Source organism: Arthrobacter sp. AOP36-F1-5 (genome assembly GCF_058137995.1).
In genome coordinates, this window is sequence record NZ_CM176892.1 from 1448760 (window position 1) to 1472898 (window position 24139).

22 protein-coding genes and 1 tRNA gene are annotated in these 24139 nt (G+C 66.2%); 16 read left to right on the forward strand and 7 right to left on the reverse strand.

Annotation, left to right across the window (positions count from 1 at the left end):
- Positions 1–84: 84 nt before the first annotated feature.
- Entirely contained in the window at positions 85–687 is a 603-nt protein-coding gene (locus AC3ZI9_RS06680) for an ANTAR domain-containing response regulator (RefSeq protein WP_444553967.1), read from the reverse strand.
- A gap of 154 nt (positions 688–841) precedes the next feature.
- Between AC3ZI9_RS06680 and AC3ZI9_RS06685 the strand changes: the two genes are divergently transcribed.
- Positions 842–922, forward strand: a tRNA-Leu gene (locus tag AC3ZI9_RS06685).
- A gap of 530 nt (positions 923–1452) precedes the next feature.
- Here the strand turns inward: AC3ZI9_RS06685 and AC3ZI9_RS06690 are convergent.
- Positions 1453–2388: a CoA transferase gene (locus tag AC3ZI9_RS06690; RefSeq protein ID WP_444553966.1), complete on the reverse strand. Its 936-nt coding sequence runs from the start codon at positions 2386–2388 to the stop codon at positions 1453–1455.
- 94 nt (positions 2389–2482) lie between these two features.
- Here AC3ZI9_RS06690 and AC3ZI9_RS06695 point away from each other — a divergent pair, with 94 nt between their 5' ends.
- Positions 2483–3097, forward strand: coding sequence for a TetR/AcrR family transcriptional regulator (locus AC3ZI9_RS06695; protein ID WP_444553965.1), 615 nt, complete (start codon positions 2483–2485; stop codon positions 3095–3097).
- 84 nt (positions 3098–3181) lie between these two features.
- The gene (locus tag AC3ZI9_RS06700; protein ID WP_444553964.1) at positions 3182–4360 is read left to right on the forward strand and encodes an acyl-CoA dehydrogenase family protein; all 1179 of its coding nucleotides are present in this window, start codon (positions 3182–3184) and stop codon (positions 4358–4360) included.
- A gap of 43 nt (positions 4361–4403) precedes the next feature.
- On the opposite strand, the gene AC3ZI9_RS06705 is transcribed toward AC3ZI9_RS06700, so the two are convergent.
- On the reverse strand, positions 4404–5024 hold the full coding sequence (locus AC3ZI9_RS06705) for an L-threonylcarbamoyladenylate synthase (protein WP_444553963.1): 621 nt from the start codon (positions 5022–5024) through the stop codon (positions 4404–4406).
- 198 nt (positions 5025–5222) lie between these two features.
- Here AC3ZI9_RS06705 and AC3ZI9_RS06710 point away from each other — a divergent pair, with 198 nt between their 5' ends.
- From AC3ZI9_RS06710 to AC3ZI9_RS06725, 4 genes are all read left to right on the forward strand, one after another.
- On the forward strand, positions 5223–6584 hold the full coding sequence (locus AC3ZI9_RS06710) for an inorganic phosphate transporter (protein ID WP_444566838.1): 1362 nt from the start codon (positions 5223–5225) through the stop codon (positions 6582–6584).
- On the forward strand, positions 6581–6817 hold the full coding sequence (locus tag AC3ZI9_RS06715; protein ID WP_444553961.1) for a hypothetical protein: 237 nt from the start codon (positions 6581–6583) through the stop codon (positions 6815–6817). The genes AC3ZI9_RS06710 and AC3ZI9_RS06715 overlap by 4 nt, the downstream gene beginning before the upstream one ends.
- Positions 6818–6862: 45 nt before the next feature.
- Complete coding sequence (locus tag AC3ZI9_RS06720; protein WP_444561773.1) at positions 6863–7441, forward strand: dihydrofolate reductase family protein; 579 nt, start codon at positions 6863–6865, stop codon at positions 7439–7441.
- A 75-nt stretch (positions 7442–7516) separates the two neighbouring features.
- Entirely contained in the window at positions 7517–7939 is a 423-nt protein-coding gene (locus tag AC3ZI9_RS06725) for a hypothetical protein (RefSeq protein ID WP_444553959.1), read from the forward strand.
- Between the two features lie 12 nt (positions 7940–7951).
- On the opposite strand, the gene AC3ZI9_RS06730 is transcribed toward AC3ZI9_RS06725, so the two are convergent.
- Positions 7952–8203, reverse strand: a complete 252-nt coding sequence (locus tag AC3ZI9_RS06730) for a hypothetical protein (RefSeq protein WP_444553958.1) — start codon at positions 8201–8203, stop codon at positions 7952–7954.
- Between the two features lie 76 nt (positions 8204–8279).
- Complete coding sequence (locus tag AC3ZI9_RS06735) at positions 8280–8777, reverse strand: hotdog fold thioesterase (RefSeq protein ID WP_444553957.1); 498 nt, start codon at positions 8775–8777, stop codon at positions 8280–8282.
- 85 nt (positions 8778–8862) lie between these two features.
- Here AC3ZI9_RS06735 and polA point away from each other — a divergent pair, with 85 nt between their 5' ends.
- The 3 genes from polA (at position 8863) to rpsA (ending at position 14527) form a co-directional block, all read left to right on the forward strand.
- Positions 8863–11496 (forward strand): DNA polymerase I, encoded by a 2634-nt coding sequence (gene polA / locus AC3ZI9_RS06740; RefSeq protein WP_444554050.1) that lies wholly within the window; start codon positions 8863–8865, stop codon positions 11494–11496.
- The gene (locus AC3ZI9_RS06745; RefSeq protein WP_444553956.1) at positions 11496–12824 is read left to right on the forward strand and encodes a GNAT family N-acetyltransferase; all 1329 of its coding nucleotides are present in this window, start codon (positions 11496–11498) and stop codon (positions 12822–12824) included. Before polA ends, AC3ZI9_RS06745 begins: the two co-directional genes overlap by 1 nt.
- 224 nt (positions 12825–13048) lie before the next feature.
- Positions 13049–14527: a 30S ribosomal protein S1 gene (gene rpsA, locus AC3ZI9_RS06750; RefSeq protein ID WP_444553955.1), complete on the forward strand. Its 1479-nt coding sequence runs from the start codon at positions 13049–13051 to the stop codon at positions 14525–14527.
- Between the two features lie 83 nt (positions 14528–14610).
- Here the strand turns inward: rpsA and AC3ZI9_RS06755 are convergent, their stop codons facing one another.
- Positions 14611–15765: a class I SAM-dependent methyltransferase gene (locus AC3ZI9_RS06755; RefSeq protein WP_444553954.1), complete on the reverse strand. Its 1155-nt coding sequence runs from the start codon at positions 15763–15765 to the stop codon at positions 14611–14613.
- The gene (locus AC3ZI9_RS06760; protein WP_489923968.1) at positions 15762–16454 is read right to left on the reverse strand and encodes an IMPACT family protein; all 693 of its coding nucleotides are present in this window, start codon (positions 16452–16454) and stop codon (positions 15762–15764) included. The genes AC3ZI9_RS06755 and AC3ZI9_RS06760 overlap by 4 nt, the downstream gene beginning before the upstream one ends.
- Positions 16455–16647: 193 nt before the next feature.
- Between AC3ZI9_RS06760 and AC3ZI9_RS06765 the strand changes: the two genes are divergently transcribed.
- From AC3ZI9_RS06765 to AC3ZI9_RS06790, 6 genes are all read left to right on the forward strand, one after another.
- Positions 16648–18279 (forward strand): FAD-dependent oxidoreductase, encoded by a 1632-nt coding sequence (locus tag AC3ZI9_RS06765; protein WP_489923969.1) that lies wholly within the window; start codon positions 16648–16650, stop codon positions 18277–18279.
- Between the two features lie 46 nt (positions 18280–18325).
- Positions 18326–18973, forward strand: coding sequence for a dephospho-CoA kinase (coaE, locus tag AC3ZI9_RS06770; protein ID WP_444553951.1), 648 nt, complete (start codon positions 18326–18328; stop codon positions 18971–18973).
- Positions 18970–19302, forward strand: coding sequence for a hypothetical protein (locus tag AC3ZI9_RS06775; protein ID WP_444553950.1), 333 nt, complete (start codon positions 18970–18972; stop codon positions 19300–19302). The genes coaE and AC3ZI9_RS06775 overlap by 4 nt, the downstream gene beginning before the upstream one ends.
- Positions 19303–19404: 102 nt before the next feature.
- A complete protein-coding gene (uvrB, locus tag AC3ZI9_RS06780) occupies positions 19405–21507 on the forward strand; it encodes an excinuclease ABC subunit UvrB (protein ID WP_444553949.1) in 2103 nt (700 codons plus the stop codon).
- A 196-nt stretch (positions 21508–21703) separates the two neighbouring features.
- Positions 21704–22735, forward strand: coding sequence for a TerC family protein (locus AC3ZI9_RS06785; protein ID WP_444553948.1), 1032 nt, complete (start codon positions 21704–21706; stop codon positions 22733–22735).
- Between the two features lie 49 nt (positions 22736–22784).
- Positions 22785–24128: an MFS transporter gene (locus AC3ZI9_RS06790; protein WP_444553947.1), complete on the forward strand. Its 1344-nt coding sequence runs from the start codon at positions 22785–22787 to the stop codon at positions 24126–24128.
- Positions 24129–24139 lie beyond the last annotated feature (11 nt).

A 24139-nucleotide genomic window follows, 5' to 3' on the forward strand; every position in this document is an offset into this window, starting at 1 on the left:
CGGCCCACCTCGGTGGGCCGACCACCGTCGGACTTCGTTGGTGCCAGGCAACTTGCACCTTTTCAGGAAGAAGCTGCCGGTCGGCTACTTCACCTGGGCGATGATGGTCTCGGCGACCTCGCGCATGCTCAGTCGCCGGTCCATCGACGTCTTCTGGATCCACCGGAAGGCCTCGGGTTCGGTCAACCCCATTTTGGTAGTCAAGACGGATTTGGCGCGCTCGACCAGCTTGCGGGTGGCGAACTGCTCCTGCAGGTCATCGACCTCGCGTTCGAGGGCGATGACCTCCTCGTGGCGGGACAGGGCGATTTCAATGGCCGGGATCAAGTCGTTCGGGCTGAACGGCTTCACGACGTAGGCCATGGCACCGGCTTCGCGGGCCCGCTCGACGAGTTCCTTCTGGCTGAAGGCGGTGAGCAGGACGACGGGGGCGATCCGCTCCTTGACGATGATCTCCGCGGCAGAGATCCCGTCCATCACGGGCATCTTCACGTCCATCAGGACAAGATCGGGGCGGTGCTCACGGACCAGGTCCACCGCCTTCTCACCGTTATCTGCTTCGGCGACGACCTCGAACCCCTCACCCGTGAGGATCTCGACGATATCCAGCCGGATGAGGGTCTCGTCCTCGGCGACAACTACCCGGCGGGCCGGCGAGGGAGTTGCCTCGGCTGTGTCTTCTGTCATGGTGATTCTCCTGGCTGCCCCGGGAAATCGGGGCGGTGGGTTCTCGGATTCAGTAACAAGCCTATCGGCATGTAGAGTTGTTTAGCGCACCGCGTGACTGTGATGTTCTGCCCGTTTGATTCGGGCGGTTTGACAAGTCCGCGGGGCGAGTTGGGCCCGAGTGGCGGAATGGCAGACGCGTCGCACTCAAAATGCGATATCGAGAGATGTGTGGGTTCGAGTCCCACCTCGGGCACCGATCGGCCCCGACCCCCGGATGACCGGGGATCGGGGTCTTTTTCGTGGGCGGAGCCCCTGGCCTTTCCGGGTCTCCGGGGCGCTGGAAGTGGCGATCTTCAGACACCGCTGCGTGACCTTGTCTGCCGGTCGGTGCAGCAGCACAGGGCCGGCGACGCACGCGGCATGCACGAACCCAGCGAGGTGCTGGAAGGCCGGCAGGTTCTGGGCGGATGCCTCGCGGTCATGGGAGTGGGCAGCGGTCCCGCGTCTCACTGACCGCATACGGCCGGCGCGGTATCGGTGATGGACAAGTGCCCCGGGGGGAGCTGCTGCATGAGTTGGACCAAGACTTTGCCGCCCTTCTGCTCGTGTGGGCGCGCCACCATGATCACCCGATCGCCATGGCTGGTGGTGGTGTTTGAACATCGCGGAACCGTCGAGACGTCTTTCTCCGCCCCCGGCGTTTGGGCTGGGTGCTGACGCCCTGCAGTTCTGAACCGGACGGCGGGTACCTCGGCGAGCCAGGGGAGCGTCAGTCGTCCAGGATCATGGTCTTGTTCCTGGAGTCCTGTGGCGGGGCATGCTGGCCGACGCTGGTCGGAGGGGGCCTGGAGGCTCCCGGGGGGCGGCAGCGGCGGAAACCGGCTCCGTAGTCGGGAGCGCCCCGGGGGATGCGACGGCGACGAGGGGGAGGTCCTGCTCTTGGCCCCACGCCGTCCAATAGGCTGTGGGGCGGGTGGCAAAGGAACGAGTCAGTTCTTCGCGGGTGCCACCGACGAGGCGGGTGAGTCGTTCGGCGAAGTGTGGTTCGATCGCCGCGACGGCAACGAATCCGTCGGCTGTTGCGTACACTCCATACGCAGGTATCGCACCGCCGAGGACGGCACCGGGAGAGGTGAGTCCGTGCCGGGTGCCGGCGGCTGCGGCGTGCGCCGCCTCTTCGAGGACCACCTTCTCGTGGACGCCCTGAAGGCCCTGGTCGCGCTGACGCAACGCCGAAAGGGTGGCGACCACTGCGCGTTCGGAACCCAGGATGTCGGCGACCGGTACCAGCGGCAGGGCCGGGGGAAGCAGTGTTCCATGCTCGGCCTGGTAGGTGAGGTCGTGACCTGGCTGCTCGGCCCGGGCGCCGTCGTGCCCGACGATTTCCACCAGGGCGATGCCGCGGGTCTTCAGTATCTCGCCGAGATCAAGCCGGGCGAGGGCCGAGGGGCGCATCGACGTCAGCAGGACGTCGGCATCGGTGAGAAGTTCTTCGAACTCCGACCTGCTGGCCGGGTCCTTCAAGTCCAGGGGGACGACGTCCTGCCCCGTGACGAGTTCCTCATACCAGTGGGGGGCGACGCTCCGGAGCGGGTCGCCCTGCGGTGGTTCGACCTTGATGACGGTTGCTCCGAGCTCGGTCAGCCGGGATGCGGCCAACGGCCCCGGGAGGTTGATGGCAACCGAGACCACGACAATGCCTGACAGCGGGTGGGACATGAACTCTCCTAATGACTGTGACCTGAATTACTCTTTGTACAGTTGTGCAGCATGCAGTTCGATCGTTCAATGGTTTGTGGTCTAGCATAGCCCTGTGGATAGAACGAAGGCATCAAACCCGGCAGGCCTGTCGACGGCATGGTCCTCCAACGACCTGACCTCCAAGGCCCGGATCCGCAATGCGGCGCTCACCCTGTTTGCGCAGCAGGGGGAGGACGGCACTTCCATGCGGGCGATCGCCACGGCAGCCGGGGTGACCGTTGGGCTGGTCACCCATCACTATGGGACCAAGGACGGGTTGCGGGAGGCCGTGGACACCCTCGTCGTCGAGCTCTTCGCCGATACCCTCGCAGCCTTGCCGAACGAGGGGGGCCCTCGCCGGGTCCTCGGCTTGCGGGACGAGGCCGTGGCCGGGATGCTGCACGCCAATCCGACGATCGTCGACTATCTGCGGCGGTCCCTCCTGCACGGACCGGGACGCCCCGGCGACATCCTGAGCCGGCTGGCCGCGTTGACGGCCGAGCAGACCCGCGTCCTGCGGGACGCCGGAGTGGTGTCGACTGATCGCAGTGTCACCGAGCAGACGGTCACCACGATCGTCCGCCAGCTCGGGCGGCAGCTGCTGCAACCACTGGCCAATCGCATCGTCGACGAGTTCGGCGAACCCGGCGAAAACGCCCCGGAACTCTATGTGGGCGTCAAATCCTGATCGGCAGGCACCGTCCCCCCGGTGGGACCCCGGACTCCGTGCCCGGCACCGTATGATCGCCCTGTAAACGTTCAAAGGAGAATGATGTCAGCACGGATTACGCCCGCCACCGCTTCCGATGTCCTGGACCTCGATGGTCTGTTGAGCGCCCCCGAGCTCGAACTGCGCTCCACGGTCCGCGCCTTCGTGGACTCACGGATCCGACCGAACATCGCCACCTGGTACGAGGAGGCCCGTTTCCCCGTGGAACTGGCCCGTGAACTCGGCAGCCTGGGCTTGCTGGGCATGCACTTGGAGGGGTATGGCTGTCCGGGCCGCAGTGCCGTCGAATACGGGATCGCGGCGATGGAACTGGAGGCCGGTGATTCGGGTCTGCGGACCTTCGTCTCGGTCCAGGGGTCCTTGGCCATGTCGGCGATCCACCGGTTCGGTACCGAGGAGCAGAAGAACAAGTATCTGCCGTCGATGGCCGCCGGAGAGGTCATCGGCTGTTTCGGACTCACCGAGCCCACCGCCGGATCGGACCCGTCGGCGATGGCCACCACCGCGGTGCACGACGGCGATGGATGGGTCCTCAACGGCGCCAAACGGTGGATCGGGTTGGCTACCATCGCCCAGATCGCCGTGATCTGGGCCATGACCGACGAGGGGGTCCGCGGTTTCCTGGTGCCCACCGACGTCGCAGGCTTCACGGCCACCGTGATCGAACCGAAGCTGTCGATGCGCGCCTCCATCCAATGCGATCTGACCTTCGAGGACGTGCGGTTGCCGGATTCGGCGTTGCTCCCCGGTGCGAAGGGGCTGCGCGGCCCGTTCTCCTGCCTGAACGAGGCCCGCTACGGGATCATCTGGGGCGCGATGGGAGCTGCCAGGGATTCCTACGAATCCGCCCTGGAGTATTCCAAGGAGCGGATGCAGTTCGATCAGCCGCTGGCCGGGTACCAGATCACCCAGGTCAAGCTGGTGGATATGCTTCTGGAGATCCAGAAGGGCACGCTGCTGGCCATCCATACCGGACGGCTCAAGGATGCAGGAACCCTGGAGCCGGTGCAGATCTCGGTCGGAAAGCTGAACAACTGCCGGGAGGCGATCTGGATCTGTCGGGAGGCGCGGACGGTCCTGGGCGGTAACGGGATCACCTTGGACCATGCGCCGATGCGCCATGCGAACAACCTCGAATCGGTGCGCACCTACGAGGGGACCGACGAGGTCCACACCTTGATCCTGGGCAACCACATCACCGGCATCCCGGCCTTCAGATGAGGACCGGCGGTGGGGCCCCGCGACTGGTTCGGGGCCCGACCAGCTATTCGAAGGGCGAGGGGTCTCCCATGCCGACCCGGACGATCTCGGGCACCCCGCTGGAGAAATCCACCACGGTCGTCGGTTCTGTGCCGCATTCACCGGAGTCGATGACGGCGTCGACCTGGTGGTCCAGGCGTTCCTTGATCTCCCAGCCCTGGGTGAGGGGTTTCTCCTCGTCGGGCAACAGCAACGTGGTGGACAGCAGGGGCTCGCCCAGCTCCGCCAGCAGGGCCTGAACCACCCGGTGGTCCGGTATGCGGACCCCGACGGTTTTCTTCTTCGGGTGCAGCAGGCGCTTGGGGACCTCGGAGGTGGCCTTGAGGATGAAGGTGTAGCTCCCCGGCGTGGCCGCCTTCAGACTTCGGAAGACCGCGTTGCCCATCTCCACGAAACGTCCCATCTGGGCGAAGTTGCTACACATCAGGGTGAAGTGGTGTTTGTCATCAAGCTGTCGGATGGTGCGGATCCGATCCAAGGCCTTCCGGTTGCCCAATTGGGCGCCGAACGCGTAGCAGGAATCGGTGGGGTAGGCGATCAGCGCACCGTCCTGCAGCAGGTCAACGACCTGTCCGAGGGCACGGGGTTGCGGATCCTGAGGGTGGACGTCGAAGAATCTAGCCATGACAGGAGACTACGACCCGCAGGCGGAACTTGCACGCGACGCCCCGCCGTACGGACCGCGGAGTTGACTGGCGCCCCGCCGGCCCTAAGATGAATGTGCGCCGCGGGTGACGAATGTGTGACCATGGTATGACTTCCGGGTCGAACTACTCCCTGCGGTACGACCGCGCTCTTTTGCCATCTCAAGATTGGTTCCTAGATGGATCTCACACTCATCGTTGTCCTGGTGATTGCCCTGGCTCTGTTCTTTGATTTCACGAACGGGTTCCACGACACGGCCAACGCCATGGCAACCCCGATCGCCACCGGCGCCATCAAGCCCAAGACGGCAGTAGCCCTCGCCGCGGTCCTGAACCTGGTGGGTGCCTTCCTCTCCACCGAGGTCGCCACCACGATTTCAGGCGGACTGATCAACGAAGGGGACAACGGGTTCTCCATCGGACCCGAAATCATCTTTGCCGGCCTCATGGGCGCCGTCGTCTGGAACATGCTGACCTGGTTGCTCGGTCTGCCCTCCAGCTCATCCCACGCCCTCTTCGGCGGACTCATCGGTGCCGCGATCGCCGGTGCCGGTTTCTCCGTCGTCAACTACGGAACCGTGATCTCCAAGGTGCTGCTTCCGGCCTTGCTGGCTCCGTTGATCGCCGGCCTGGCTGCCTACCTATGTACCAAATTGGCCTATTGGGTGACCAAGCGCCCTTCGGGCCTCTCCTCGCCCAAGCGCGGAGGTTTCCGTGTCGGTCAGGTCTTCTCCTCCTCGTTGGTGGCCCTGGCCCACGGCACCAACGATGCACAGAAGACGATGGGCGTCATCACCCTGGCCCTGGTCGCCTCGGGGCTGCAGGAATCGGGAAGCCACGTCCACTTCTGGGTCATCGCCGCCTGCGCCTTGGCCATCGCTCTGGGCACCTACGTGGGCGGCTGGCGCATTATCGCCACCATGGGCACCGGCCTCACCGAGGTCAAGCCGGCCCAGGGCTTCTCCGCCGAGGCCTCGACCGCCGCGGCCATCCTGGCCTCCTCGCACCTGGGCTTCGCCCTGTCGACCACCCAGGTGGCCTCCGGTTCCGTGATCGGTTCGGGTCTGGGACGCAAGGGGGCCTCCGTCCAGTGGCGTACCGCCGGGAAGATCGCCACCGGGTGGCTCTTCACGCTGCCGGCAGCTGCCGTCGTCGGCGCCTTGGCCGCTACCCTGACCTACTTTGGGAACGTCGGTTTGGTTCTGGTGGCCGTCATCGGTTTCGGCGTCGTCCTGTTGATCTGGTGGCTCTCCCGCAAGGACATCATCGGCCCGCATAACGGGGTTTCCGATGTCGATGAAGCAGGTGGTGCCATCAGCATCCCCACGAAGAAGCAGCGTCGCAAGATGCGTAAACGCCAACGTGAAGCCGAGCGGGCCGAGGCCGAGCGCATGGCCCGCGAACTCAAGAAGGCTCAGAAGAACAAGAAGAAGGAAGCCAACGGCAAGACGAAGGTCCCCACGGCGTCGGGATCGAAGTCCCGGGCACAGGAAGCTTCGGCGCCGAAGCGCGAAGCACGCGGAACAAAGGAAAAGCGATGAACATCGAATGGCTCTCCTTCCTGACCGTCACGCTCGTGACCCTGATCGGCTCCCTCTCGCTCGTGGCGCTCTACTCCTTTGCCGTCCGGCTCAAGGCGATCGCCGAAGACGAAGTCCGGGGTGCCGGTCTGGCGAAGTCCGGGGCCGTCGTCTGCTTCGTGCTGTGCGGCTGCCTGGTGCTGCTGGGCATCTACCTGATCGTGCCGCAGCTCGGGGGCTCGGGCGGTCACTGACGCACGCCCGGCGGGGCGACGGAACCGGTATGGCACCATGGGGCCATGACCCGCTTCCGCTATTTCGTAGCCGCCAGCGTCGACGGATACATCGCCGACGAGCACGACTCGCTGGAATGGCTGACCACCTACGACGACTACCATGTGGGGTTCCGCGATCCGGCAGCTGCCTTCCTCGAAGAGATCGGCGCCGTGGTCATGGGGGCCGACACCTACCGTTGGCTGAGCACCCATATGGACGACACCGGAGCCCCGTGGCCGTATGAGAACACCCCGTGCTGGGTCTTCACCCACCGGGAACTGGCGGCCGTGCCCGGCGCCGATCTGACCTTCATCCGCGGTGACGTCGGGGAATGGGCCGGCGATATCGCCGCGGACGCCGGAGACCAGGACGTCTGGGTACTCGGGGGCGGCGGGCTGGCCGGACAACTGGTGGACTCCGGTCATCTCGACGAGCTGATCCTGTTCACCATTCCCCTCCTGCTGGGCGGCGGACGGCCTTTGGCGAGCCTGCGCGCCCCGATGGGACTGAGTCCCACCGGCAGTCGTGAATTCGGCAGGGGAGTGCGTGAAACCCGGTACGACGTCGGCAAGCCTCCCTCCGTGCCCCACACCGGCTCCTAACCACCGATTGGCGCGACGGCGCCAGCGGTCCTAGGCTCGATCACTACCTCCGTATGCAGCGAAAGGACACGACCCATGAAACTCAGCCACCTGCCATTGCGCCTGACCACCGGCGCCTTCATTCTCAACTCAGGGGTGGGCAAGTTGCAGTTGGAGCCCGAAGCGGCGGCCGGACTGCAGAAGATGGGTGCCTCCGCCTTTCCCCAGCTGGCCGACCTCGACCCGGAGCAATTCGGCAAGGTGCTCAGCACGACGGAGATCGTCCTGGGGTCCTCCCTGCTGCTGCCGTTCGTACCGAGCCGCCTGGCCGGCCTCGGACTGACTGCCTTCTCGGCCTCCATGGCGACGATGTACTTCAAGACCCCGGGGATGACCCGCGATGACGGGCTGCGCCCCACCCAGGAGGGCACGGTCATCGCCAAGGACTTCTGGATGCTCGGCATCGGGCTGGCCCTCATCCTCGATTCGGCGCGGAAGAAGAAGCGCAAGACCACCTAGGACCCACCAGCCTCAGTTGGCCGCATCCCCCGGAGGACCCGTGGGGATGCGGCCGTTTTCTGCCACCAGTCGCAGCCAGCGGCGGGTGCGGCGTCGACTCCCGAAACGCACTGTCTTCATCGGGCCGTCGGCGGCGAGGAACGCCTTGACGTGCGCGCGCTTGGGCGCGAAGGAACGCCCGTGCCACAGCAGGATCGAGTCGTTCGAGAACAACTGCTTCCAGGTCTCCGTGTTGCCGTTGCAGACCGGTTCTTCGGTAACCACCCGACGGATGCTGCGGGGATGAGGACCCGGCTCGGGGCGTCGGATGTGGTGGCGGCCGGTGCGTCCCGGCCATCGGTCACGAGGGGCCCAGGATCATGTTCGTGATCCGGGCGGTGCAGACCCGTCGGCCTTCCTCATCGGAAATGATGATTTCGTGGGTCGTGGTGCTGCGCCCCAGATGGATGGGGGTGCACACCCCGGTGACCAACCCCGAGATCCCGGCGCGGTGGTGGGTGGCATTGATGTCCACCCCCACCGGGCGGCCCGTGGGGCCAGCATGGACGGCGGCGGCGAAGGAACCCAGCGTTTCGGCGAGCGCGACGCTCGCCCCGCCGTGCAGGATCCCGGCCACCTGCTGGTTCCCCTCCACCGGCATCGTGGCCACCACCCGTTCGGCGGTGATGCCCTCGAACATGATGCCCAGCTTCTCCACCAGGGGCCCGACCCCGTGCCCGCTGAGCATCGGCCACATCCGTTCCGGCACCTGATGCCGTGCGAGCTGCTCCTCGAAGGGGTTCGATCCGGCGTCATGCCCTGCGTTGGCGGCCGGGCCGCGTGTGTCTTTGTCCGTCATGGGAACTAGGCTGGCACCTGTGAGTCAATCAACCAAAACCGCTGCCAATGACCTTTCCCGTCTGCTCGTCATCGACGGCCACTCGATGGCCTTTCGTGCCTTCTACGCGCTGCCCGCGGAAAACTTCGCCACCGACACCGGACAGCACACCAACGCGGTCTACGGTTTTGTCTCGATGCTCATCAAAATGATCGAACAGCGCAAACCCACCCACGTGGCGGTGGCCTTCGATCTTGACACCCCCACCTTCCGTTCCGAGGAGTACAGCGAGTACAAGGCAGGCCGGAGCAAGACCCCGGAGGAGTTCCACGGCCAGATCGATCTGATCCAGAAGGTCATGGAGGCGATGAACATCCCCTCGATCACCATGGACGGCTTCGAGGCCGACGACATCATCGCCACCCTCGCCCGGGTCGGCGAAGATGAAGGCTGGGACGTGCTGGTGGTCTCGGGGGACCGGGACGCCTTCCAGCTCATTACCGAAAAGACCACTGTCCTGTACCCGAAGAAGGGCATCTCCGACATCCCGCCGATGGACGCCGCGGCCGTGGAAGCGAAGTACTTCGTCCAGCCGGGGCAATACCCGGACCTGGCGGCACTGGTCGGGGAATCCGCGGACAACCTGCCCGGGGTACCCGGGGTCGGACCCAAGACCGCCGCGAAGTGGATCAACCTATACGGCGGACTCGAAGCCATCTTGGACCAGGTCGATTCCATCAAGGGCAAGGTCGGCGAATCCCTCCGGGCGCATCTGGACGACGTCCGCCGCAACCGGCGGTTGAACCGGTTGCTCACCGACCTGGATCTGCCGGTCGAGCTCGGGGCCCTGGAACTGGAACACCCGAACCAGGACGCCATCGAGGAACTCTTCGACGCACTGCAGTTCAACACGCTGCGCAAGCGCCTGTTCGACCTCTTCGGAGCCGACGAGTCCGAACCGGAGCCGGAGATGCAGGTCCCGGCCCCGACCGAGCTGGACGACGCCGAGGCATTGACCGGGTGGTTCCGCGCCCACGGGGGACACCTGATCGCCCTGCAGCTGGATACGGTGCGCTCCGCCGGCGGCGGGGACGATGCGGTGGGTATCGCGCTGGCCGCCGACGCGGCGACCGCCTACATCGGGTTGGAGGAACTCGACGAGGCAGCCGACGGGGCCCTGGGCACCATCCTGGCCAGCGGTCACTACCCACTGGCCCTGCATGACTTCAAGACCGGCTACAAACTGCTGGCCGATCGCGGGATCGAACTGCGCGGGGTCGTGGACGATACGATGATCTCCGCCTATCTCATCCAGCCGGATCGGCGCAGCCACGAACTGGCAGATATCGCCCAGCACCATCTGCGACTGACCCTCAAGGCCGAGGAACAGGCGCAGGAAGGACAGCTGGCACTGGAACTCGAGGGGTCGGGCCAGGCCGCTGCGGCCGTGCGGGCCGCCTACATAGTGCGGGAACTGAGCCTGTACCTGGCCGGGCAGGTCCTCGAACGTGGAGCGACCGGATTGCTGGCGGAGATGGAATTGCCGTTGTCGGTGGTGCTGGCCGAGATGGAACGCACCGGAATCGCCATCGACGCCCGACAGCTCGATGACCTGCTGGCCGATTTCACCACCACCATCGATGCGGCAACGGCCGAGGCCTATGCGGCGATCGGTCATGAAGTGAACCTCTCGTCGCCCAAACAGCTGCAGGTCGTGCTGTTCGAGGAACTCGAACTGCCCAAGACCAAGAAGATCAAAACCGGATACACCACCGACGCCGATTCACTGGCCGACCTGCTGGCCAAGACCCGGCACCCGTTCCTGGCCTCGCTGATGGCCTACCGCGATGCCACCAAACTGCGGCAGACGGTCGAGGGGCTGAAGAAGTCCCTCGCCGAGGACGGACGGATCCACACGACGTACGCCCAAACCGTTGCGGCCACCGGGCGGCTGTCTTCGCTGAACCCGAACCTGCAGAACATCCCGGTACGCAGCGAGGCCGGACGGCGCATCCGTGAGGTCTTCGTGGTCGGCGACGGGTACGAGACCCTGCTGACCGCCGACTATTCACAGATCGAAATGCGCATCATGGCCCACCTCTCCGGAGACGAGGCACTGATCCAGGCGTTCAAGGACGGGGAGGACCTGCACCGGTTCGTCGGTTCACATGTCTTCGGTGTCGAACCGGCGGAGGTCAGCGGGGAAATGCGCGCCAAGGTCAAGGCCATGTCCTATGGTCTGGCCTACGGGCTCAGCTCCTTCGGCCTGTCCAAACAGCTCAACGTCCCCGTGGACGAGGCCCGTGGGCTGATGAAGGACTACTTCACCCGCTTCGGATCCGTCCGCGACTACCTGCGCTCGGTCGTCGACCAGGCCCGCCGGGACGGCTACACCTCCACCATCGAGGGACGCCGCCGCTACCTGCCGGATCTGGCCAGCGACAACCGCCAGCTGCGGGACATGGCCGAACGCGCTGCGTTGAACGCGCCCATCCAGGGGTCGGCGGCGGATATCATCAAACGCGCCATGCTCGGGGTCGACGGCGGGCTGCGCGAACAGAAGCTGGGTTCACGCATGCTCCTGCAGGTCCATGACGAACTCGTCCTGGAAATCGCCCCCGGCGAACTCGAGGCAGTCACCGCCCTGGTCCAGGACCACATGGGCTCCGCGGCCGAGCTCTCGGTCCCACTCGATGTCCAGATCGGCACCGGGCACAGCTGGCAGGAGGCAGCACACTGATGAATGATTCGACCCCCCATACCAACGGCTTGCGCCATGAGATCTTCGACGCGGGGATCCTCCCCGCCGCCGGCGAAGTCGAGCCGGCCCCTGACACGCGTACCGCCAACTGGTTCCGCGCGGTCCGTACCGGCTTCCACGCCCAGCCCTACACCACCGCCGAGGCGGCACGCATCGCCGCCACCTACCGGGTCGATGGGCGTCGGCTGTTGGGGGTGTACGACGACGATGCCCCGGCGCCGTCGCTGGACCCGGCCATCCCGGTGGCCACCTTCGCCGAATTCACCAAGACGCTGAACACCGGCGCGGGGCGGATGATCGACAGCCACCTCATCACCGTGGTCACCGTCCGGCCCAGCCATCGCCGCAGGGGCATCCTGCGGACGATGATGACCGATTCGCTGGACCGCGCCCGTGCTGCGGGTCTGCCCATGGCGGCACTGACCGCGACGGAGGGCACCATTTACGGCCGGTTCGGTTTCGGGCCGGCCACTACCCTGGACACGGTCAAGGTCGACGTGAAGGGCGGGTTGAACGTGGTGGCTCCGCCCGAAGGCACGGTCCTCACCGTGGATCCTTCCTCCCTGCTCGAGCTGGCCCCCTCCCTGTTCGAGGAGTTCCACGCCACACACCGCGGGTCGATCGGACGCCAGGAGGCCTACACCCTGCGCGCCACCGCCCGGCTGGCCCCCGAGGAGGCCAAGGATGATCCTGCCCTGCGGGCCGCGGTGTATCTGGATGCCGAGGGGGTCGCCCGGGGTTTCCTGACGTATGCCTTCGCCGGTTGGGAGACCACGCCGCTGACCATGGAGGTCCGCGATCTGGTGGCGACGACCGCGGCCGCCCGGCGTGAACTCTGGCGCTACCTTGGGGCCCATGACCTCATCGAGCGGGTCGTCTATGACTCTGCAGCCCCGGATGACCCGTTGCCGTGGTCCCTGGACGATCCGCGCAAGGTCGCCGTCACGGAGACCGAGGACCTGTTGTGGCTGCGCATCCTGGATGTCCCCGCGGCACTGGCCGCCCGGGAATATGCGGCGGACGGGGCCCTGCGGCTGCGGATCACCGACCCGCAGGGATATACGACGGGAAGCTACCAGCTGGTCGTGGAGGGGGGAATCGGATCCGTTCGGGTCGAAACCGACCCCGATGAGCCGTCGGATCTGGAACTGGATATCGGCTTGCTGGGCTCGCTGTACCTGGGCGGAACCGGCGTCCGGACATTGGCAGCTGCCGGGCGGGTGCTGGCCAGGAACGAGGACGCGGTGGATCGCGCAGCCCGGTTGCTGGACCTGGGGCGGGCCCCCTACGCGATCAACGGTTTCTAGACCCGGTTTCCGGGCCTGGATCCGGCCGCGAAGCCACGGTGCGATCGGCGCCATGGCGACGCGCCCGACGTTTTGACCGCTCGTGGGCCGGGGACTAAACTAATAAGGCGACTGCCGGGGTGTTTCATGCCCTGTCTCGCAACAATTTCAGTTCCATCTTCGGAATATGCCGGGACTTCCGGCCTTCCGACTGACGTTTCTATCCACATCGGAGCCCCTACTACATGACCATCACCTCCAACGAGAAGACCGGTACCCCGCAGGTCGCGATCAACGACATCGGTACCGCTGAAGACTTCCTCGCAGCTGTCGACGCCACCATCAAGTACTTCAACGATGGCGACCTCGTCGAAGGCACCGTCGTCAAGGTCGACCGCGACGAAGTCCTGCTCGACATCGGTTACAAGACCGAGGGTGTCATTCCGTCCCGCGAGCTTTCCATCAAGCACGATGTTGATCCGGGCGACGTCGTCGCCGTCGGCGACAACGTCGAGGCCCTCGTCCTCACCAAGGAGGACAAGGAAGGCCGCCTGATCCTCTCCAAGAAGCGCGCACAGTACGAGCGTGCTTGGGGCGACATCGAAAAGATCAAGGAAGAGGACGGCGTCGTCACCGGCACCGTCATCGAGGTGGTCAAGGGTGGGCTCATCCTGGACATCGGCCTGCGCGGCTTCCTGCCGGCATCGCTGGTCGAAATGCGCCGTGTGCGCGATCTGGCTCCGTACATCGGCCAGGAGATCGAAGCCAAGATCATCGAGTTGGACAAGAACCGCAACAACGTGGTCCTGTCCCGCCGTGCCTGGCTCGAACAGACCCAGTCCGAGGTCCGCTCCACGTTCCTCAACAAGCTCGAAAAGGGCCAGGTCCGTCCGGGCGTCGTGTCCTCCATCGTCAACTTCGGTGCCTTCGTGGACCTGGGTGGCGTCGACGGCCTGGTGCACGTCTCCGAGCTGTCCTGGAAGCACATCGACCACCCGAACGAGGTTGTCGAGGTGGGCCAGGAAGTCACCGTCGAGGTCCTCGAGGTCGATCTGGACCGCGAGCGCGTCTCCCTGTCGCTGAAGGCGACCCAGGAAGATCCGTGGCAGACCTTCGCCCGCACCCACGCCTTGGGCCAGGTCGTCCCCGGCAAGGTCACCAAGCTGGTTCCCTTCGGTGCATTCGTTCGCGTCGAAGACGGCATCGAGGGCCTCGTGCACATCTCGGAGCTGGCCGTGCGCCACGTCGAGCTGGCCGAGCAGGTCGTCTCCGTGGGTGACGAGCTCTTCGTCAAGGTCATCGACATCGACCTGGAACGCCGCCGTATCTCGCTGTCGCTGAAGCAGGCCAACGAAGGGGTCGACCCCGAAGGCACCGAGTTCGACCCGGCGCTGTACGGCATGGCCGCCGAGTACGACGAAGAGGGCAACTACAAGTACCCGGAGGGCTTCGACTCGGAGACCAACGAGTGGCTCGAAGGCTACGAGACGCAGCGCGCCGTCTGGGAGCAGCAGTACGCCGACGCCCAGGCCCGTTGGGAAGCCCACAAGGAGCAGGTGGCCGCACACCTGGTCCAGGACACCACGGCACCCGAGGCCGGCGGCGGTGGAGCGGGCGAGTCCGCTTCCACCAGCTACTCCTCGGAGGCCCCGGCGGAGGACGCCGGCACGCTGGCTTCCGACGAGGCCCTCGCCGCACTGCGCGAGAAGCTCACCGGAGCCTAGGCTTCAGCCACCGGGCTGAACCAGCCAGGGCGGGGCCCGCACACCATGGTGTGCGGGCCCCGCCTTTTTTAATAGGCGGCAGCCTAGCTCCGGTTGGAGACGGTGACCGTGAACTTCGGGTTGCGGGCCACCTGACGGGTGGGGCCCACCAGCCTGGCCAGGTGCTGACGATAGCCCAACGGGGTGTTCCAGACGCACCATAATTCCCCGCCGGGGGCCAGGACGCGGCCGGCAGCGGCGATCAGCTTCAGGGCGATGCCCGCATGGATGGCGTTGCCGACATGGAAGGGCGGATTCAGTACGACCAGCTCCCGCGAGCCATCGGCCAGACCCGACAGGGCATCATCTCTGACCGCCAGGATCTGATGGGCCACATCGTTGGCTTCGGCGGTGGCGTGGGTGGAGGCGACTGCGGCGGCCGACTGGTCGCAGGCGAGCACTCTTTGTCCCGGGCGGGTGAGGGCCAGGTAGGCGGCAATGGTGCCGTTGCCGCAGCCCAGATCGACCGCTTCCTCCGCGTCCCGGGCTTCGGCCAGATGCGGCAGCAGGAAACGCGTGCCCGGATCAAGTTTTGCGCCCCCGAAGGTGGCGCCGAAGGCCCGCAGTTCAAGCGGCTGGGCAAGCCCGACGTCGTGGGCGGAAGCCAGCGGGAAACGTGGCACGGGTCGATCACCGTCCTGGCGGGGCGCCCTGGCGGTCAGCACGCGTGATTTCCGGGCCCCCAGGCCGGCGCTGACGTGGCTGAAATGGCGTTCGAGGACGTCGTTCATCGCCCGGGACATGTGTTTGGTCCGCCCCCCGGCCAAGAGAGCCACGTCGGGGTCCGCGTGCGCTGCCGCCCAGGCCGCGATCTCCTCCAGCGCCGCCAAGGACCGGGGCAGTTGCAGGATGACCAGCCGGGCCCCGGCGAAGAGTCCGGCGCCCAACGGCATCAGAGTGAGGCTGGATTCCCCCTGGCCGGGGGAGCCGACCCCGGTCCTCTCGGCATTGGCTTCGATGGCTTGTTCACCCGATAGCGCGTCCTGGTGGACCCGCACCCCGCGGGCCCCGGCGGCCACGGAGCCCAGGGCCAGGGCCCCATAGTGGTCGTTGACCACCGTCGTCGTCCCCTCCGAGGTGCCGAGCCCGTACCCGGCCGCGGTATCGAGCAGGAGGAGATCGGCGCCGTCGTACGCCTGCAGTTCGGGGGACTCCACATCGGGCCAGCGCCGGAGACCTTCGGGAATCGGGGTGTTCATCGGTGTCCCGTCACGGCAATATCCGTCCATTCGGTACCCTGCGCTACGGCTGTTCCGGCTCCCGCCGTCAGGGTGGCCAGCCGTTCCGCGAAGTCCGTCGCCGCAGTGGGTCCGTCGGGGACAGCCACCCGCAACGTGGCCGACGAGGGTCCGTAGTCGGTACCTAGAATCGTGGTGCCGTCCTGACGCAATTCGTTGTCCCACCGTCCGGACTCGGCATGGGGCGCGTCGATGGCAAATACTGCCAGGCGTTTTCTCACGAGAAGATCGGCGCTGTCCATGGCTCCGGAGACGGACTGGGAGTAGGCGCGCACCAGACCCCCCGCGCCCAGGAGCACACCGCCGAAATACCGGACGACGACGGCGGTGATGTCACTGACATCGCATTGTCCGGAAGGCATTTCGCGTTTGGCCAGGGCCTCGAGCATCGGCAGACCAGCGGTCCCCGAGGGCTCGCCGTCGTCACTACTGCGTTGTACCATCCGGTCGGGGCCCAGCAGGAACGCCGAGCAGTGGTGGCGCGCATCGAAATGCCTGCGGCGCAGTTCGGCGATGAAATCCCGGGCTTCGGCTTCGGTGGTGGTGCGTCGCAGGTAGGTGATGAACCGGGACCGTTTCACCTCGAGCTCATGCTGGTGATCGCCGGCCACCGTGGTGTATTGAACCACCGCACTCCCCGTTTCGCCCATCGGTCCAGTCTAATGCGAGTTCACGGGACCAGGGCTGCGGAGCACGGCCCGTCGGACTACCGGATGGTCACATCGCCCGTAGACTCTCCACCACCGGGTGGTCCGTCCGGCCCGCGCATCATGGGGCGTGGGCCTGGAGGGATGGCGACTGTGTCGTCCTGACTCCGGACAGCTCGGAGGAAACGGGGAAGTCGTGGACGTAGTGGTCATTGGCGCGGGCCTGGCGGGCCTGCACGCCGCCGGACTGGCAGCCGCCCAAGGACATGAGGTCACGGTGCTGGAGGCCACCAGTCGGGTCGGTGGACGGGTCGATACCGAGGTCATTGATGGTTTCCTGTGCGACCGCGGATTCCAACTCCTGAACCCGCGCTACCCCGAGGCGCGTCGCGCGTTGGATCTGCAGGCTCTTGGTCTGCAGGCCTGGGGACGCGGAGTCGCAGTGCGCGGCGACGAGGGGCTCCGCGTCCTCGCTGATCCGCTCCGCCATCCCTCCCGGCTCCGAGGGCTGGTCAGCGGTTTGCTGGCGCCCAGGGATCTGCCGGCTGCCCTGCGGTGGGTACGAAAGGCCGGCGATGACTCGCTATCGCTCCACGAATCCCTGGACGGAGCGGCATTCTCGACACCGTTGCGAGGGATCATGGGCCTGTTCTTCGCAGGAGTCCTCGGGGATCCTGATCTTGAGGTTTCCGCCCGCTTCGCCCGTCGGCTCGCCGGATACTTCGCGGTGGGAACCCCCGCCTTGCCGGGGCAGGGAATGGCGGCGATCGCGCATCAGCTGGCCACGCCACTGGCGGGGCGTATCCGGTATGGGCACGTGGCGGAGAGCCTGACCCGCCAGACAGGTCGCTGGACCGTCAGCTGTGGTGCGGGAGAACGCTTCACCGCCGACCGGGTCGTGGTCGCTGCCGGTCCGACGGCGAGCGCTCGTCTGCTGGGCGAGACGGCCCCGCCGATGCACTCCCTGACGACGTGGTGGTTTTCGACCGAACACCAGCCCAGCCGACTGCCGTTCCTGCATCTTGATCCGCGCGCCGGTGTCCGGCTCGCCCACACGTCGGTCGTCTCCAATGTCTGTCCTTCCTACGCTCCGGCGGGTCGGCACCTGGTTCAGGCGACCGCTGTGGGAGCACATGGTCTGGACGACGAATCGGCGCTGAATCAGGCCGCAGCCATCCTCGGTGTCCAGACCCCCGACTGGCAGCTGCTCGTTCGCCATGACATCAGGGACGCCCTGCCCGTCATTTCCCCGGGGCATGCCCCACCGACCAGTGCGTTGGACGGCGTCGTGCTAGCCGGTGATCAGAGCGAGGCTTCCATCCAGGGTGCGCTGGCCAGCGGGGCGGCGGCTGCCGCAACACTCGGCAGTGGAGGGCCAGGCAGCCCTGCTGCGTCGAAGACCCCCGGTACCTTTGAAGTGCGGCTGCGGCGTCCCGGTGATGCTGCCACCCTGTGGGCAAGACTCACGGATCTGGACACCCACAGTGCTGCCATCCCGTTCACTAACGTGACCCCGCGGGGTGCCCGGATGAGTGAGGGCCTGGCATTCGTCGGGCTGACCCGGCTGGGCCCTTTCGCCCTGTCGGACCGGATGCTGGTGCGCCGCGCCGAGGCACCCACGGGGAATCGTCGCGGCAGGTTGGCCGTGTCGAAATTCGGACCCGTGGCCGGTGAGGTCGAGGCCACTGTCGAACAGCAGGGCTCCGACGTGGAGGTCGTGTGGCGCCAAAGCCTGCGACCTTCCTGGCTTCCCCGCCCGCTCAGACCGGCTGCCGCGCTGGTCGCGAAGACCGCCTATGCGGTGGGCCTGCGCAAACTGCTCGCGTGACCTGTTTCCGGACCCGCCTGTGGACGCGGTGCCATAAGCTGGAGCCATGCTTGATGTTGGACTGACGGGCGGGATCGCCTCGGGAAAATCCGCGGTGGCCACGCGCCTGGCCGAACGCGGTGCGGTGCTGATCGATGCCGATGCCATTGCCCGCCGGGTGCTCGAACCCGGCACCGAGGGGCTGGCCGCGGTCGTGGAGGCTTTCGGCCCGGACCTGGTCGACGCCGATGGTGAACTGGACCGTGCCCGGCTGGGCGGCATCGTGTTCGCCGATCCGCAGGCCCGCGAGACACTGAACGGGATCGTCCATCCACGGGTCCGCGCCGAAGCAGCCCGGATCCGTGGTGAAGCCGCCGACCGGGAAACGGCGGACCGGCCCGTGGTCGTGGTCCAGGACATCCCACTGCTGGTCGAGACCGGGCAGGCCGCCTCCTTCGACGTCGTCGTCACCGTCCAAGCACCCCGTGCCGAACGGGTCCGCCGGATGGTCCAGGACCGGGGGATGGGCGAGGACGACGCCGTGGCCCGGATGGCTGCCCAGGCCACCGATGAACAGCGGGCCGCCGTCAGTGATGTGGTGTTGGAGAATTCCGGGACCCTGCAGGAGCTGCAGTCGGCGGTGGATGACCTCTGGACCGGGACTTTGCAGCGGCTGGCCGGACGCCCGGGCCCACGCGACGGGGATCCGGGATGAGGCGCAAGGGTCCGGCCGCGACCTACCGGTTCGGGTACGGGATGAAATGGGTGACGTGGCTGTTCATGGCCACCGGGGTGCTCTGGGTGGCGGCGATCGTGCTGTGGCTCGTGGCCGGTGGCCGCGTTGAATTCACGACCGGGTCGGCGCCGTGGAGCTGGCAGGTGCTGGTGCCGGCCTGGATGACGTTGGCGGGGATCGTGCTGGCCCTGGGGGGATGCGTGGTCTTCGCGCAGCAGATGTTCGTTGCCATCCTCGGCAGGTTCGAACACGACGGCTTATTGGACCCTCCTGGACGGTCGGGCAAACGCCAGCGCCCACCGGCCTGAAGCCCGGTGCGACTGCGGGTCCATCCCGGTCCGTGCCCTGCGGGTTTAAGCCCTGAGCCGTAGCCGTGCACAGCCCTCGACGCAGAGCGTAGCCTTGGACCCATGAGTCTTGCCCAGGAGATCAACCGCGTCGTCGCCCCGTTCGAGGTCATCAGCGATTTCGAACCGGCAGGAGACCAGCCGCAGGCCATCGCCGAGCTTGCCGAACGGATCAACGGCGGGGAGAAGGACGTCGTCCTGCTGGGGGCCACGGGTACCGGCAAGAGCGCCACGACTGCCTGGCTGGTGGAGCAGGTCCAGCGTCCGACCCTGATCCTGGTCCAGAACAAGACCCTGGCGGCCCAGCTGGTCAACGAGTTCCGGGAACTGCTGCCGAACAACGCCGTCGAATACTTCGTCTCCTACTACGACTACTACCAGCCCGAGGCCTACGTCCCGCAGACCGATACGTTCATCGAAAAGGACTCCTCCATCAACGAGGAGGTCGAACGGCTGCGCCACTCGGCCACCAACACGCTGCTGACCCGCCGGGACGTGGTCGTGGTCGCCACCGTCTCCTGCATCTACGGTCTGGGGACGCCGGAGGAATACGTCGCCGGCATGGTCACCCTGCGCAAGGGCATGGAAATGAACCGGGACGAACTGCTGCGCAAATTCGTGTCGATGCAGTACGCCCGCAATGACATGGATTTCCACCGCGGGACCTTCAGGGTGCGCGGGGACACCGTGGAGATCATCCCGATGTACGAGGAGCAGGCGCTGCGCATCGAGTTCTTCGGTGACGAGATCGAGCAGATCCACACCTTGCACCCCCTCACCGGTGACGTGATCCGCGAGGAGGAGGAGATGTACATCTTCCCCGCCAGCCACTATGTCGCCGGGCCGGAACGGATGAACCGGGCCATCAAGGACATCGAGGACGAGCTGCAGGTGCGGCTGGAGGAACTCGAGGGGCAGAACAAGCTGGTGGAGGCCCAACGCCTGCGCATGCGCACCACCTACGATCTGGAAATGATGCAGCAGATGGGGTTCTGCAACGGCATCGAGAACTATTCGCGGCATATCGACGGTCGTGGCCCCGGCACCGCCCCGCACTGCCTGCTGGACTACTTCCCCGACGACTTCCTTCTGGTCGTCGACGAATCACACGTGACGATCCCGCAGATCGGCGCCATGTACGAGGGCGACATGTCGCGGAAGCGCACCCTGGTGGAGCACGGTTTCCGGCTGCCCTCGGCCATGGACAACCGTCCGCTGAAATGGGATGAATTCCTGGAGCGGATCGGACAGACCCTCTATCTCTCGGCGACCCCGGGCAAATACGAACTCGGCAAATCCGACGGATTCGTCCAGCAGATCATCCGACCCACCGGACTGCTGGACCCGGAGATCATCGTCAAACCCACCAAGGGCCAGATCGATGACCTCCTCGAGGAGATCCGGACCCGGACCGCGAACAACGAGCGAATCCTGGTGACCACGCTGACCAAGCGGATGGCCGAGGACCTCACCGGCTACCTCAGCGAACACGGCGTCAAGGTGGAGTACCTGCACTCCGACGTCGATACCCTGCGCCGGGTCGAATTGCTGCGTGAACTGCGGATGGGGGTCTTCGACGTGCTGGTCGGCATCAACCTGTTGCGTGAGGGGCTGGACCTGCCGGAGGTCTCCCTCGTGGCGATCCTCGACGCGGATAAGGAAGGTTTCCTGCGTTCGGGGACCTCGCTGATCCAGACCATCGGCCGTGCCGCACGCAACGTCTCCGGCCAGGTGCACATGTATGCCGACCGGATCACCGACTCCATGTCCCACGCGATCTCCGAAACCAACCGGCGCCGCGAGATCCAGGACGCCTACAACCAGGAGCGCGGTGTCGACCCGATGCCGTTGCGCAAGAAGATCGCGGACATCACCGACCAATTGGCCCGCGAGGATGCCGATACCCAGGAGCTGCTGAATAATCAGCGGTTGGCCAAGGGGGCCCGCCGCTCCAAATCCACCACCGACAAGGCCGAATCCCAGGTCCGACAGGACGGGTTGGCGGCGGCGCCGGCCGAGGACCTGGTGGGGCTGATCACCGATCTGACCGAGCAGATGCACGGGGCCGCCGCGGAACTGAAGTTCGAATTGGCGGCGCGACTCCGCGACGAGGTCGGGGACCTGAAGAAGGAACTGCGTCAGATGCAGCAGGCCGGCCACGCCTGATCCGCGACAGGCCCCAAGCGCAGTGGGGTAGGCTTGTGCCCGGCGTAGGGGAGTATCCCGAACACTGTGGACGTCAACACGCCCGGCAATGCCGCCGGGCCGGGCACAGTGGCCGATCCCGATCCCGGGCGGCGGAGAGACTTGCGGCAATGCCCCCTGTCCCCTGCCGGCGCTTCCTGCGCCCCGAGAGGTTACCGTGTCGGACCATCTGACCACCCAATTCGAAGTCATTTCCCTGGCCGCCCTGGGCCTGATCCTGCTGTTCGACCTGCTCTATGTGGTCAAGCGTCCCCATGAGCCTTCGATGAAGGAAGCCGGCCTGTGGGTCGGTTTCTACGTCACCCTCGCGCTCGTCTTCGCCGGGGTGCTCTTCTGGCAGGCGGGCCCCGACTACGGCCAGGAGTTCGTCGCCGGCTGGATCACCGAATACAGCCTGAGCGTGGACAACCTCTTCGTCTTCATCATCATCATGGCCCGCTTCGCCGTCCCGCGGAACTACCAGCAGGAAGTGCTGATGTTCGGCATCATCATCGCGCTGATCCTGCGCGGCGGGTTCATCCTGGTCGGGGCGACATTGATCGAGCACCTGACCTGGATCTTCTACATCTTCGGCGCCTTCCTGCTCTGGACCGCCTGGAAGCAGGCCACCGACAGCGACGACGACGAAGGTGAAGGCGAAAGCAGCCTGGTCGCCAAGGTGACCGCCAAGCTCCCCGTCGCCAAGAAGTATGACGGAAACAAACTGCGCACCACCGTGGGTGGAAAACGCATGTTCACCCCGATGGTGCTGGTCTTCGTCACGATCGGCATGACCGACCTGCTCTTCGCCGTCGACTCGATCCCCGCCATCTTCGGCCTGACCCAGAGCCCCTTCATCGTCTTCACGGCCAATATCTTCGCCCTGATGGGATTGCGCCAGCTCTACTTCCTGCTCGGCGGGTTGATGGAACGACTGATCTTCCTCAAACACGCCCTGTCGATCATTCTGGCGTTCATCGGGGTCAAGCTCATCTTCCATGCCATGCACGAGAACGAGCTGCCGTTCATCAACGGGGGCCAGGGCATCGACTGGATCCCGGACATCAGCACCGGTCTGTCTCTGATCGTCATCGTCGCCACCCTCGTGATCGCCACCGTCGCCAGCCTGCTCAGTCCGGCAGGCAAGCGCGCGGCTGCCGAGGCGCAGGCCAGGAGCAATGCCGACAAACACGACGAGGACGACATCTAGCCCCCGTCCCGGGGCCGCCGCGGCACCCCGGCGTTGGTAGGCTACAGCGGTGAGCGAGAACCAGGGCGCCGTTCCGGTGCAGTCAATCCCCGGAAACCACCAACGCCGGGTGGTCCTCTCGCTGTCCCTCGGCCAGCTCTTCAGCGGCCTCGGAAACGGTTCGGGGTTGGCCCTGGGATCGCTCATGGCAGTGGATCTGACCGGGAGCAATGCCTACGCCGGCGCCACCACGATGGCGATCTCCGTCGCCGGCGCCCTGACCGCCCTTCCGCTGGCCGGATTGGCCATCCGGCGCGGACGACGGGTGGCGCTCTCCGCCGGCATGCTCGTCGCCGCGCTGGGTGCCCTGGGAATGCTCCTGACCCCGATCCTTGAGAGTTTCCCGCTGCTCCTGGTTTCGGCCGCGCTGTTGGGGGTCGGAAATGCCGCCAACCTGCAGGCCCGCTTCGCCGCGACCGACCTCGCCGAACCGGCCACGCGGGGTCGGGACCTCGGGCTGGTGGTCTGGGCCATCACCATCGGCGCCGTCACCGGACCGAACCTGATCGGCCCCGGCGCCGCCATGGGCCGGTCCCTGGGCCTGCCCGATGAAAGCGGACCCTTCATCTTCTCCATGGCAGGAATGCTGATCGCCGTCCTGATCCTCAATATCGGGCTGCGGCCCGATCCGCTGGGCAGCTCCCGGGAACCGGGCACCCCGGCACCGGTACGGCTCTCGCTGGGCGGCGGCCTGTCGGTGCTGCGGCATAATCCGGCGGCCCGGCTCGGGGTCATCACCATCGTGATCTCCCATCTGGTGATGGTCGCCGTGATGTCCATGACCCCGGTGCACTTCAAGGACCTGGACGCCATCGCCGCGGGGGCGAGCGGGGGAGCCATGGCAGGGCACCATGCGAGCCTGGATGTCCTGGTGCTCATCGGGTTCACGATTTCACTGCATATCGCCGGAATGTATGCCCTCTCGCCGTTCATCGGGATCCTGGCCGATCGATGGGGGCGCCGGCAGACGATGCTGGCCGCACAGGCGGTGTTGGCCTCCTCGCTGGTCTGCTGCGCGGTGGGGGCGGCAAGTCAGCTGGCCGTCACCGTGGGGCTGGTCTTTTTGGGGGTGGGCTGGTCGTTGGCGACGGTGGCCGGCTCCGCGTTCGTCTCCGAAAGCGTTGAGCTCGGCCACCGGGTCCCCGTCCAGGGACTGTCCGACGCCCTCATGGGGGCCGCCGGGGCCATCGGCGCCGCCGGCTCGGGCCTGGTGCTCGCCTTCTGGGGCTTCAGCGGGCTGAACGTGGCCTGCCTGGTGCTGGTGGTGCTGGTCGGGCTCGGGGGAGTCGCCGAACTGCGTCGGCACCGTAGGACGATCCTCGAGGTCGGGTACGACGACGCCGTCGCCGGCTGAGCCGCCGGGAA

Excerpts from the sequence above, each read along its gene's own strand:
- AC3ZI9_RS06680 (WP_444553967.1), bottom strand. The coding sequence starts at position 687 with ATGACAGAAGACACAGCCGAGGCAACTCCCTCGCCGGCCCGCCGGGTA.
- AC3ZI9_RS06690 (WP_444553966.1), bottom strand. The coding sequence starts at position 2,388 with ATGTCCCACCCGCTGTCAGGCATTGTCGTGGTCTCGGTTGCCATCAAC.
- AC3ZI9_RS06700 (WP_444553964.1), top strand. The coding sequence starts at position 3,182 with ATGTCAGCACGGATTACGCCCGCCACCGCTTCCGATGTCCTGGACCTC.
- AC3ZI9_RS06705 (WP_444553963.1), bottom strand. The coding sequence starts at position 5,024 with ATGGCTAGATTCTTCGACGTCCACCCTCAGGATCCGCAACCCCGTGCC.
- AC3ZI9_RS06710 (WP_444566838.1), top strand. The coding sequence starts at position 5,223 with ATGGATCTCACACTCATCGTTGTCCTGGTGATTGCCCTGGCTCTGTTC.
- AC3ZI9_RS06715 (WP_444553961.1), top strand. The coding sequence starts at position 6,581 with ATGAACATCGAATGGCTCTCCTTCCTGACCGTCACGCTCGTGACCCTG.
- AC3ZI9_RS06720 (WP_444561773.1), top strand. The coding sequence starts at position 6,863 with ATGACCCGCTTCCGCTATTTCGTAGCCGCCAGCGTCGACGGATACATC.
- AC3ZI9_RS06725 (WP_444553959.1), top strand. The coding sequence starts at position 7,517 with ATGAAACTCAGCCACCTGCCATTGCGCCTGACCACCGGCGCCTTCATT.
- AC3ZI9_RS06735 (WP_444553957.1), bottom strand. The coding sequence starts at position 8,777 with ATGACGGACAAAGACACACGCGGCCCGGCCGCCAACGCAGGGCATGAC.
- polA (WP_444554050.1), top strand. The coding sequence starts at position 8,863 with ATGGCCTTTCGTGCCTTCTACGCGCTGCCCGCGGAAAACTTCGCCACC.
- AC3ZI9_RS06745 (WP_444553956.1), top strand. The coding sequence starts at position 11,496 with ATGAATGATTCGACCCCCCATACCAACGGCTTGCGCCATGAGATCTTC.
- rpsA (WP_444553955.1), top strand. The coding sequence starts at position 13,049 with ATGACCATCACCTCCAACGAGAAGACCGGTACCCCGCAGGTCGCGATC.
- AC3ZI9_RS06755 (WP_444553954.1), bottom strand. The coding sequence starts at position 15,765 with ATGAACACCCCGATTCCCGAAGGTCTCCGGCGCTGGCCCGATGTGGAG.
- AC3ZI9_RS06760 (WP_489923968.1), bottom strand. The coding sequence starts at position 16,454 with ATGGGCGAAACGGGGAGTGCGGTGGTTCAATACACCACGGTGGCCGGC.
- coaE (WP_444553951.1), top strand. The coding sequence starts at position 18,326 with ATGCTTGATGTTGGACTGACGGGCGGGATCGCCTCGGGAAAATCCGCG.
- AC3ZI9_RS06775 (WP_444553950.1), top strand. The coding sequence starts at position 18,970 with ATGAGGCGCAAGGGTCCGGCCGCGACCTACCGGTTCGGGTACGGGATG.
- uvrB (WP_444553949.1), top strand. The coding sequence starts at position 19,405 with ATGAGTCTTGCCCAGGAGATCAACCGCGTCGTCGCCCCGTTCGAGGTC.